Origin of the sequence: Pseudoalteromonas sp. T1lg10, from assembly GCF_002964545.1 — a bacterium.
GTDB lineage: Bacteria > Pseudomonadota > Gammaproteobacteria > Enterobacterales > Alteromonadaceae > Pseudoalteromonas.
Window position 1 is genome coordinate 566736 of sequence record NZ_PQBV01000051.1, and the last position, 11468, is coordinate 578203.

Sequence of the window (11468 nt, forward strand, 5' to 3'; positions counted from 1 at the left end):
TGCTTAGAGCATATTTGTCGCGATAAAATCCCGACCTACAACCATGGCGACAAAGCAACTTTTTGAAAAATATCCCTTTATAAATTTAAACTAAACTTATATCTAACAGGACGTGATTTACTAATTTGCTCCTAACCTTGGGCGAGCTACATGAAATTAAGATACATCCCGCTTTGGTTCGTTTTGCTAACCAGCTTAATGGCATGCAGCGACAGCGACTCAAATACCGCTTTCGGTATTCTTGAGCGTGACAGGGTGACCTTGCTGGCCACCGCCAATGAGGTGATCACGGCTCAACCCATTGCCGAAGGCGCCGAGGTCAAAGCGGGCGATATCCTGGTTGAATTTAATCAAACAAAGCAATTGGCCACCTTAGATATGGCCAAGGCGCTTGAGCAGCAAGCCCAGATGCAGCTGACAAAATTACTCAATGGCGAAAGAGCAGAAGACATTCGCGCTGCTGAGGCGAACCTGGCCTCGGCAAAGGCTCGCGCCCATGAGGCCGAATTGCAGCTGAAGCGCGCACATGAGCTGGTAGCAAAATCCCTGGCCTCACAAGCGGAGCTGGATAACGCCATTGCCACCCGAGATTCGGCCACAGCGGCTGTCGAGGTAGCACAGCAAAGCCTCAACAAACTGCAAAGCGGTTCTCGGATAGAAGACATTCAACAAGCTCAGTTTGCACTCAAAGCGGCGCAAGCGGATGTGCAGTATAAACAAGCCCAGTTGGCGGATATGACCATCAGGGCCTCTCGCGACGGCATTTTAGACTCACTCCCCTACAACATAGGCGAGCGGGTGAAAGAAAACAGTATAGTGGCAATCATACAGGCCAACAGCACTCCCTATGCCCGGGTGTATGTTCCCGAGCCATACAAGGCGAAAATGGCCGCCGGCACAAAAATAATGGTGCGCATCGATGGGGTGGAAAATGAGGTCGCCGGCATTATTCGCTGGGTGTCCGTGGAACCCGCTTTTACCCCCTATCGCAGCATGAGCGAAGGCGATCGCTCGCGCCTGGTCTATCTGACCGAAATTGACTTACCGACGAGCACCAACGCCCTGCCTGCGGGTATTCCCGTGCAGATAAAGCTGCGCTAGGGGTGCGCTAAGCATGGGCGAATTAGTGATTAAGGCTCATAATGTCACCAAGCAATTTGGTGACCTAAAGGCCATCAACAATATTTCGCTGAATGTGGAAAAAGGCAAAATTTATGGCTTTTTGGGGCCCAATGGCTGCGGCAAATCGACCACTATTCGCGTACTTACCGGGCTGCTCACTCCTTCTGCTGGCCAGGTTGAGGTGTTAGGGCTGAGCATCCCAAAGCAGGCGGACGCATTAAGGCTGCGGATCGGCTATATGACCCAGAAATTCTCGTTATATGAAGATTTAACGGTGGCAGAAAACCTGCTTTTTATGGGGCAAATTTACGGTATCAGTAGAGCCAAACTCAAAAGTCGCACTCAGGAGCAGATGCAAACCTACGGACTGGATAAATTACAAAAACAGATTGTCGGCGGCATGAGCGGCGGGCAAAAGCAGCGTTTATCCTTGGCCTGCGCCACCATTAACAAGCCCGAACTCTTGTTTTTAGATGAACCCACCTCCGCCGTAGACCCGGAAAACCGCCGTAATTTTTGGGAGAAATTATTCGACTTATCCGAGCAAGGCACCACCATCTTGGTCACCACTCACTATATGGACGAAGCGGAGCGTTGCCATCGCTTGGCGATTATGGAATCCGGGGTGATACGGGCCGATGGCTCGCCGGAAGAGTTGATGCGCAATATGGGGGTAAACATAGTTGAGGTTAAAACTACTGGCTTGCGCTCGTTAAAATCTAAACTGATTGCCAATAAACAGGTGCGCTCCGCCGCGCAGTTAGGAGTACGGCTTAGGGTTCTGGTCGATGAGCAAGTCGCAAACCCTATCGCATGGCTTAAATCTCAATTCCCGGAATTACAGCAGGTGGAGCTGACCTTGGCGCGCCCCACCTTAGAAGATGTGTTTGTGAGCGTTACCGGAGCGAGCCGAGCATGATCTCATTTGTCCGTATTCGTGCCGTGATGTTCAAAGAAGTAAAGCAGCTGACGCGCGATCGCCTTACCTTTGCCATGATAGTGATTATTCCCTTAATACAACTGCTGTTGTTTGGTTATGCCATCAATACCGATGTACGTCATATCCCCGTCGCCTTCGTCGACCAAAGCCATAATCAAACCGGACGCTTGCTGCTTGAAACGGTGCGCGCAACCCAGGTAGTTGATTTTACAAAAGCCTTTGAGACCCCAGAAGCGGCAAAAGCCGCCATACAAGCCGGAGAAGTGCGGGCGGTACTCGTCATTCCTCATGATATCAATCAGCGCCTGGCGCAACAGCGGGCCCTTGCGCACTGGCTGGTTGATGGCACCGACAGCGTTATTGGCGGCGCTATCTCCGCCTTGCAGAATATGCCTTTTACGCTCGACCCTAAATCTGCCAATAGCCAACAGGCATTAGTGAGTGCCGGCCATACCTTTGAAATCGCCCTGTACTACAACCCCAGCCGCAGAACTGCGGTGAATATAGTGCCCGGTTTACTTGCCATCATCTTGAGCATGACCATGGTGCTGTTCACCAGCATTGCCATAGTGCGCGAGCGGGAAAGGGGTAATCTGGAGCTGTTAATTAACACCCCGGTACGCCCCCTTGAGCTGATGATAGCCAAGATTGTGCCCTATATTTTCGTCGGCTTAATTCAGGTGGTGATCGTCTTAGGCTTAGGCCACTTTCTGTTTGATGTGCCGATCAATGGCAAGCCTCTGGAGATCTTGTTGAGTTCTCTGCTATTTATTTCTGCCAGTTTGACCTTGGGGCTGTTAATTTCGACCTTTGCCAAAAACCAGTTGCAGGCGATGCAAATGACCCTGTTTGTGTTGTTGCCGTCCATTTTACTTTCGGGGTTTATGTTTCCCTATGAAGGCATGCCCGTTGCGGCACAATGGCTTGCTGAAACCCTGCCCGCAACGCATTTTATTCGCATGATCAGAGCCCTGGTGCTGCGCAGCGCCGAAATCAGCAGTTTATGGCAAGACTCACTCTGGCTTGGTGCCTTTACCATTTTCGGTATTATCGCCGCTGCCAAGCGTTTCACCAAGCGGCTGGATTGATACCATGTGTACCCTAACCTCAACGCCCAAGGATCGCATCTAGACTTGGCTGCCCTTGTAGCGCTTTGTAACAAAACCGCCGTTTTCATTTCAAAAAAATTGGCATATGGTGTGCTCACCACAGAGAAAAGGACGCAGTGATGAAAGAGTTACAAAAATTAGTGGGCAGCCTGAATAAATCAGGGGCGCTCAGTGGCTTCTTAGGCGGCGTGGCCGGTGGCGGATTAACCAGCCTGGCAACAAGCAAAAAAGGCAAGAAGGTGGGTAAAAAGGCGCTTAAATATGGCGCCTTAGCCGCCGTGGGTGGGCTTGCGTGGAAGGCCTACCAGCAATATTCGCAAAAAAGCGAGACCGCCCAACCGGGCCAGGTACACAGGGAATACCCACCGCAATCAGCTCAGGACACGCACTCGGCCAATAGCAGTGGCCGCACTTTTGATTACACCCCGGCACGCATGCCAGAGCAGGCCTTTACCGAGGTGGTCGATGATCACAATGAGTCGGGGCAATTACTGCTTATGCGGGCGATGATAGCCGCCGCCTATGCCGATGGCCATATCGACGAAGCAGAGCGTCAAAAGATTTTTGCCAGCGTGGAAAATATGGCCCTTACGGTCACGGAAAAAGCCATGCTCTTCGATGAGCTGCGAAAGCCCATGACCTTGTCCGAACTAGTAAACACAGTGCCGGATGCAAAAACCGGTATCGAGGTGTATGCCGCCAGCGTCACTGCTATCGACTTGCAACAAGCCGCCTCTACTCATTACCTGGAGGCGCTGGCAAATCAGCTTTGCATTCCCAGGGAATTGGTCGCCAGTATTCATAATCAATTGGAACATAAGTAATACGCCAAGCGAAATGAAACTAGTAAATCGAGCCTCGCCTGCAGGCGGGGCTTTTTTGTCCCTATTCATCCTTAACCCTAAAGTACCAATCACAACATTGAACATTGCCATGACGCAAAAGGCTTCTAGACTTAGGAAGTTAAGCTGGTCTGTGCGGCTGTTCTTAACATCCAAAATTGGCAGCCAATATTTGCATCCCATTTGGTAACTAAGTGCACAGTAACGGGCCTAAGGTCAGGAGATGACCTTGCGGTAACGCCGACAGGAAACATTTAAAAAGTTCAAAGGAGAGAAAAAGTGCAAAGTTTTCATCGTCTTTTGTTATCGCTACTGTTTGTCCTGAGTTATAGCCATGCCCATGCAGCTCCTAGCACCATAGAGGGTGCCGTCGAGGTTCCAGGCCGCTATGACATTCCCGCTTACGCCCCGGATCGGGTGCTGGTGAAATTCAAACCGGGCACCAAGGCTGAAGAGGTTCGCCAGCTAGCGGCCATGGCCGGCGGCTCACCACAAAGAGTCATATCCCCGCTCAGCGTGCATATCATTAAAGTGCCCGCTGGCAGTGTCGGCAAAAGCATCAAGATGTTCAGCAATAACCCCAATGTCCTTTACGCCGAGCCGGATCACTATCGAGTCTTATTGATCCCCGATGAAGGTCAAGATCCACCGCCCACCGGCACCGACAACCAATGGTTTAAAGAGCAATGGGGTCTGAATAATACCGGGCAATTGCTGATGAACCCGCAAACCGGAGTGCAGGACCTAGTTGGCCGAGTGGACGCGGATATAGATGCGCCAGAAGGCTGGGATCTCAGCACCGGCTCCAGCCAGGTGAAAATTGCCATTCTCGATACCGGCGTCGACTGCCGCACCGCCGCTCGCCCCGGTGGGAGCCTTGAATTTATTGCCCCAGGAAAATGCGTCGAAGAAGTCAGTTTTGTCACCGACTACAGCACCACACTCGATGATGTCGCCGCTCACGGCAGCCATGTGGCGGGCATAGCCGCAGCGGCCACCAACAATGACATAGGCATTGCCGGGGTTGGCTGGAACAGCGCCGTGGGTAACCTAAAAACCTGTTTTGAATACACCATAGATCTAATGCCGCCACTGGGCATTTATGTGATAGTCGGCGTCTGCCCTGTGTCTTCGTCTGCAGCGGCGATCACCTACGCTGCCGATAACGGCTATCACGTGATCAATATGAGCTATGCCAGCGATGCCGTAGATGAAAACGGCGAGCCTGCCGGCTTAGGCGGCTGGACACAAACAGAGTCCGATGCCGTCGACTATGCCTGGAGCAGAGGTGCAGTGCTGATCGCTGCAGCGGGTAATGATGGTGTTAACACCCTCACCTATCCGGCGGCCTATGACCCTGTGTTAGCCGTAGGTGCCACGGAGCGAAATGATGACAGGGCTTCATTTTCTAATTTCGGTAACTGGATATCCATGATGGCGCCGGGCGACCATATTATCTCCACGGTTCCCAATGAGCTCTGTGTTTTCTACGCGGAAATACTGGGAACGATTTTTGACCCCGATAACGATGCCTGCCTGGATTGGTATTCCGGCACATCCATGGCCAGCCCCTTTGTTGCCGGCGCGGCGGCTGTGGTCTGGGCGCACTTTTATAGCGATGGCCTGGCCGACCCTGCTAGCTGCGAAGCTGCTCCGGGTGTGCCCTGTAACCAGGCGGTGCGTGAGCGCCTGGAGCAAGGTGCCGATGTCAGTGGAGCCGGAGGCCAGAATATGCAAGCCTGGTCGCTAAACGGACGCTTAAATCTGGCCGGTGCCCTCAATGCCAGCAGCAATCCGCTGCCACCTCTGACGCCGGGAAATTTTGCGGTTCTTGATGGTGGCGATGGCACCGCAGTCATAAGTTGGAATGATGTAAGCGACGAAAGCGGCTATGAGCTGCAACGAGAAAAGGCCCATAAAAAACTAGCGGGTGTGTGGCAATCCACCACTTCTATCGGCCCTGTCAGTGCAGACCAAACCGCCTTGGTGGATAGCAGCGGCGCAGGCACCTTCCGCTATCGTCTACGTGCATTTAATAACAGCGGCGCATCAAGCTGGTCGAACTGGATAGGTGTGGATGTTACCGAAAGCGGCGGGGGCAGCGGTGGCGGCGGCGATAAGCCCTGCCGTGGTAAAAACTGCAGCAACTAGTTGCTACGCAATAGGCGATAAACGCTAGGCGTTAAGCGCAGAAGTGACAGGCACAAAAAAGCACGCTTTCGCGTGCTTTTTAATTCGTTAGCGTTTAGAAGCTAAAGCTTACTTTCGCATAATAGGTCATACCATCAAAGCCATAAGGCACAGCGCGAAGCGGGTATTTAAATGCCTGATTTGAAATAAAATCAAGCACTTCATCTTCACCTAGCTCATCCGGCGTTTCGTCAAACAGGTTGTCGATACCCACAGACAGCATAACCTCATCAGATAGGTGATAACCCACATTTACGTCCACTAGCACGGCCGATTCAACGGTACTGGTGTCTTTAAATGAACCCGTAGGTGATAACTCATCCGGTAGAGGAATATGATCCTGACCGAAGTAACTCACATCGGTTTCACCATAATAGTTAAAACGCAACATGCTGTTGTAATCGCCACGCTCATATTCGAACGTTAAAGTTGCACGCTCGCCCGGTTGGCCATCAGTTAAGAAGCTACGTTGTAGATCATCTAGGGCAATGTTATCAGGGATGCCCTGCGGCGCGTTTACATCGTCGATTTCGGTCTCATTTAAGTTACCGGCGAAGGTCGCAGAGAAAGCACCATCGTATAAATCTGTGTTATACGCGGCGATGATATCCACCCCTTTAGTGGTTGAGTCTACCGAGTTAGAGAAGTAGTTTGCCTGCGCAGCACCTGTGGCGTTAAGGGCTGCCACAGCTTCTGGGCTGAAGGCCACATCTTCGGCAGACATCAAGCTACCTAGAGTAATGCGGTCTTTAATCTCAACGTGATAGAAATCAACGGTAAGCGACAACTCGCTGCTGAAATCCCAAACAAAGCCAAAACTAAGGTTTTCTGAACTCTCAAGCTCCAGGCTATCCACACCCAGAGCAGAAGGGAAATCCGAGCCAGCCGTTGCCGTAAACGACTGCTCTAATTCACCACTGGCACCCAGGTTAGTGGTGTAGGCAGTGTAAGCACTTTGTTGTAGTGACGGCGCTCTAAAGCCCGACGAAATTGCACCTCGAATGGCGAAGTCATCATTTACTTCATAGCGAGTCGCAAGTTTACCTATGATGTCGTCGCCGGCATCGGAGAAATCTTCATAACGCAACGCCGCGCTCACCTGCCAAGCGTCGGTGATCAAGGTTTCGGCATCCGCATACAAGGCATAGCTGTGTCGACTTTCATCGTTTGAGGCTTCAGGACGCAAGCCGTTATAGGCTTGGAAACCACATTCGGCAAACTGATCAGGATCGTTTACCGACGGGTAAGAGGTATCCATATTGGCCAAACCACAAGCATAAGAGGCTTCTTCACCTGGGACGATTTCATAATTCTCTTTACGGTATTCGGCACCAACAGACAGATACACAGGATCTGCGCGGCCGATATCAAGCGTACCATTTAGATCTGCATTAACCGTGGTTTGATCAAAACGGAAACCACCGGAATAACCACCGCGAGGGCCTGCATTGGCTATGATATCCGCATCCGATGCATCCGGGTTATTGAACACATACTCGGCCGCATATGAGGCGTTGATGGTGTTTTTCGAGTGGAAATCATAGGTGTTTTCACCATAAACCGCTGAAACATCATAGCCCCAATCCGGGTTTATCTCGCCGCGAAGGCCAAGAGCGAAGGAAATATCTTCCGCCTCGTTATCAATGCGCGGTAAGAAACCATCGCCGTAAACCTGCACCACGTTTTTGGCGGCCTGATCGAAGTTTCGATAAAAGCCATTACCCAAGGCAGTACGGTTTGAGTAGCCACCGAACGAATACAGCTCGATGTCGTCCATAGGCAGGACCATATTGTAAAACAGTGAGGTAAATTCGCTATCGGCATTACCTTGTCCCCAACGCACGTCGTCAGATAAGGTGCCATACGGCACATCGACCGAGCCACCAATGTCGCGCTCGGCACGGTTGGTGCCATCAGCATCACGATATTCAACTGAGAAGTTGATAAATCCACCGTCATCGCCGATATCAAAACCACGGTTTAGGCCGATGGAAATGGTATCACCATCACCCTCGCCTGTGCTGCCAGCTTGAACGTAACCTGTTGTAACACCAGTTGAATTGTTTAAAGAAAGGTTAATAACACCGGCAATGGCATCTGAGCCATATTGCGCAGCGGCACCATCACGCAAAACTTCAACGCCTTTTAGCGCAATCAATGGAATAGCGTTCATGTCGGTACCCGCCGCACCCGCGCCGACCGTACCATTTAGGCCAAAGATAGACTGGTTATGACGACGCTTACCATTGATCAGCACCAGGGTTTGGTCCGGCTGTAAACCACGAAGAGTCGCGGGACGGAACAAGTCAGAGCCGTCCGACACCTGGGTACGAGAAAAGTTAAACGAAGGCGCAGTAGCCTGTAAGCTTTGACCCAGTTCGGTAAAGCCGCCCTTATTGAGGTCGTCCGAGTCAATCAAATCAACCGGCGATGTAGACTCTGTGGCCGTGCGATTGGCCATGCGCGAGCCCAGTACCGAAATTACTTCAATTTTTTCATCTGCTTTGACTTGTTGTGACTCTTCAGCCTGCACTGAGACCGTAGAAACGGCTAAGCCGACGGCAACTGCCAGCATATTTAATCGATGTGTTGTCATATATGTCCTGTTGATTATCCTGCCTGCTCTTCTTGCTCAATTGACGCACCTGAGGGTGGAGAGGTAGAAGAGTAAGCTAAAGCACTTATTATAATTTCTATGATGGTTATCGCGGCTAACTCAGGTCAACCGATTTAACCTTTAGGAAACATCCTATCAACAAAAACAAAGATTGAAAGAAAAAATAGCTACGACTTAAGTGTGAAAATACAATTATTGAGCTATTTGAAATAGTTATAGACTATTTTATGCACTGCTACGACCAGTTGGAGCTATTTTAGGAGATGAAAAAGCGCGCGCAGCGGTCAAACTCGGGAGTAAACAAGAGGGAGTAAACAAGACACCCACTTTAAAAAATAACAAAGACACCCATCTTAAAAGACATAACCAAGACAGCCATTTTAAAGATAGAGTTTTTGCAACGAAGAAAATAACAAAGACACCCATCTTAAGAGACATAACCAAGACAGCCATTTTAAAGATAGAGTTTTTCCAACGGAATGAGGGGAGATGAATTTTAAAGTGAGTGTTGCCCAGTTCGAACGTTTTTCGACAATTTTCCTTTCATTATTATCATTTTCGTGAATTTTGGACGTGCGTATTGGATACTTTCGGGCTTAGTGAGCGATAAAGGGAAAGGAAGTTGAGTTTAAATAAACAGTGCTTGGCTGTTGCTTAAATCCACACGTCGTTTTCGGTGTTGATGCTGGCAGTAGGTTGTTAATGCTTGCTCCTTACCCACCGCGCCGCGAAAAACCTTGGTGAATGAGGTGGCCAGGGACAGCCAATTTACTGGGCTAATATCGAGTCGTTCAAGTATGGGGGTTGCGTCAGATGCAATATAACCTGGTTTATCCTCGCGTATACATCGCCCCGTCCATTCAACCAGCTCTAAGTAACTGCGTAGCTCAAAAGGCAGGCCTTTCGGCATAGGCTTACGAGGGTGTCCAACAAAACGCATTAAAGTGGAAGGTTGCTTACCCTTCTTTGCTGATTCGATGCGGGCTTTCACGCTCGTATAATCGGATTGTTCGGGTAAGTCGGCGGCCTTGGCGCGAATCGGGTTTAACTCCACATAGGCTAAGCAGGCAATAAGGGCAGCTTCATCAAGAAGCGCTTGAGATTTAAATCGGCCCTCCCAGAATCTGCCGGTGCATTCATCTTCACGATTGGCTTGACGGGCAATCCCTTCATTGAGCACTCGCATAAACCAGCTGATATCACTAAGGCGCTTCCGATAAATCAAGATTCGACCTTGTAGAGCGGCCAATTCGGCCCCATCTAACGACTCCCCTTGCACAAAACGTTGACTGAGCAAGGTGCCTTTAAATAGTTTATGCCAACGCAGCACAATGGCTTTATCCGTTAAGCGCTGGGCTTTGCGCCTATCCACATGCAGCACCACATGGGTATGGTTGCTCATTACCGCGTAGGCACACACATCTATGCAGAAAATACGAGCTAACTTTAATAACTTGCTTTCAACCCAGTCGCGGCGATGTTCATAAGAGCGGCCGGTCAGTGCATCTTCACCACATAAAAAGGCGCGCCGTACACAGCGAGAAATACAGTGATAATAAGGGGTGTCAGCCAGACTGATTTGGTTTTTCCGAGGCGTTGCCATGATTCACTCCTCCTTGAGTAGAACCCTCAAAGTGTAGTCAAGGAGTCCGGAAGTGTGAAACCTTGGAGTGGGTGTCTTAGTTATTTTGCACTCAAAGTGTAGACAATCGGCCTGGAAGTGAAAAATATTGGAGTTGGTGTCTTGCTAATTTGAAATCTTGGAGTAGGTGTCTGGCTAATTCCTACTTGGAGTGGCTGTCAGGCTAATTCGATATCAAGAAGTACCACCAAGGGGGGTACTTCTTGTTTGTGTTACTTAGTTGAGTTTAGCTTTCAGAAGCGGATTTAAGAGGTAACTGAGAACTGTGCGTTTACCTCCTAACACATCCACTTGTGCAATCATGCCGGGCCGGATGGGGTAGCTCTTATCACCTTTAACTAACTGATTCCCTTCGGTAGTAATCAGGATCTGATAAAAGTACGCTTTGCCTTGTGCCGTTTCCTCTTCAATCGTATCCGGACTAATTTGAATTACTTCGCCTTCGAGATCCCCGTAAATCGAAAAGTCATACGCCGTGATTTTCACTTTCGCTGACATTCCAGGTGCTAAAAATGCGATGTCTTCAGGGGCTATTTTCGCTTCAATCAGTAATTGCTCATCAATCGGTAAGACATACATGATAGGCTCACCCGGCTGCACCACACCACCGCGTGTGGTAACCAAAATGTCATTCACCATACCTTTGACGGGCGATGTGATTTGGGTGCGAGTCAACTGATCTTGCCGCTGCACTAAAGACTCGTTCAGGGCATTGAGCTCTGCTTTCTTTTGAGTCAATTCGGTGTAGGCGTCCTGCATGTAATTGTTGCTGACTTCGATGATCTGTCCTTTTAAATCTTCAAGCTCCTTTTCTAACCGGAGCAGCTCCATTTGACTGACCGACTCGGACGCCACCATGGGGCGTAAGATGCCGAGCTGCTCTTCGACAATGTGCATGCGGCGTTGTAAGCCAACGACTTTTTCTTGTTTATTGGTCCGTCGAGAGGCAAATAACGCTTGCTCAAAGATGCGATCTTTCTCATCGATTTTCAGTTCGTTTGGAAAG

The 11468-nt window shown here is 50.0% G+C and carries 8 protein-coding genes; 5 read left to right on the top strand and 3 right to left on the bottom strand.

Features of this window, described 5'->3' with window-relative positions; translation table 11 throughout:
• Window positions 1-150: 150 nt before the first annotated feature.
• The 5 genes from C2M17_RS15775 (at window position 151) to C2M17_RS15795 (ending at window position 6164) form a co-directional block, all read left to right on the top strand.
• Complete coding sequence (locus C2M17_RS15775; RefSeq protein WP_105201658.1) at window positions 151-1101, top strand: HlyD family secretion protein; 951 nt, start codon at window positions 151-153, stop codon at window positions 1099-1101.
• A gap of 13 nt (window positions 1102-1114) precedes the next feature.
• Complete coding sequence (locus C2M17_RS15780; RefSeq protein WP_105201659.1) at window positions 1115-2041, top strand: ABC transporter ATP-binding protein; 927 nt, start codon at window positions 1115-1117, stop codon at window positions 2039-2041.
• Window positions 2038-3150 carry an ABC transporter permease gene (locus C2M17_RS15785; protein WP_105201660.1) on the top strand — a complete coding sequence of 371 codons (1113 nt, stop codon included), beginning with the start codon at window positions 2038-2040 and terminating at the stop codon, window positions 3148-3150. Before C2M17_RS15780 ends, C2M17_RS15785 begins: the two co-directional genes overlap by 4 nt.
• A 140-nt stretch (window positions 3151-3290) precedes the next feature.
• Window positions 3291-3995, top strand: coding sequence for a tellurite resistance TerB family protein (locus C2M17_RS15790; RefSeq protein WP_105201661.1), 705 nt, complete (start codon window positions 3291-3293; stop codon window positions 3993-3995).
• Between the two features lie 297 nt (window positions 3996-4292).
• Window positions 4293-6164 (top strand): S8 family serine peptidase, encoded by a 1872-nt coding sequence (locus tag C2M17_RS15795; protein ID WP_105201662.1) that lies wholly within the window; start codon window positions 4293-4295, stop codon window positions 6162-6164.
• Window positions 6165-6258: 94 nt separating this feature from the next.
• Here C2M17_RS15795 and C2M17_RS15800 read toward each other — a convergent pair whose 3' ends face one another.
• From C2M17_RS15800 to C2M17_RS15810, 3 genes are all read right to left on the bottom strand, one after another.
• Entirely contained in the window at window positions 6259-8799 is a 2541-nt protein-coding gene (locus C2M17_RS15800; RefSeq protein ID WP_105201663.1) for a TonB-dependent receptor plug domain-containing protein, read from the bottom strand.
• 649 nt (window positions 8800-9448) lie between these two features.
• Window positions 9449-10423, bottom strand: a complete 975-nt coding sequence (locus C2M17_RS15805; protein WP_105201664.1) for a transposase — start codon at window positions 10421-10423, stop codon at window positions 9449-9451.
• A 255-nt stretch (window positions 10424-10678) separates the two neighbouring features.
• On the bottom strand, window positions 10679-11468 hold a 790-nt coding region (locus C2M17_RS15810), incomplete at its 5' end, for an HlyD family efflux transporter periplasmic adaptor subunit (protein ID WP_105201230.1).

What these genes read in the sequence shown, in the direction of transcription:
- C2M17_RS15775 (WP_105201658.1), top strand. Translation starts at nt 151, where the DNA reads ATGAAATTAAGATACATCCCGCTTTGGTTCGTTTTGCTAACCAGCTTA.
- C2M17_RS15780 (WP_105201659.1), top strand. Translation starts at nt 1,115, where the DNA reads ATGGGCGAATTAGTGATTAAGGCTCATAATGTCACCAAGCAATTTGGT.
- C2M17_RS15785 (WP_105201660.1), top strand. Translation starts at nt 2,038, where the DNA reads ATGATCTCATTTGTCCGTATTCGTGCCGTGATGTTCAAAGAAGTAAAG.
- C2M17_RS15790 (WP_105201661.1), top strand. Translation starts at nt 3,291, where the DNA reads ATGAAAGAGTTACAAAAATTAGTGGGCAGCCTGAATAAATCAGGGGCG.
- C2M17_RS15800 (WP_105201663.1), bottom strand. Translation starts at nt 8,799, where the DNA reads ATGACAACACATCGATTAAATATGCTGGCAGTTGCCGTCGGCTTAGCC.
- C2M17_RS15805 (WP_105201664.1), bottom strand. Translation starts at nt 10,423, where the DNA reads ATGGCAACGCCTCGGAAAAACCAAATCAGTCTGGCTGACACCCCTTAT.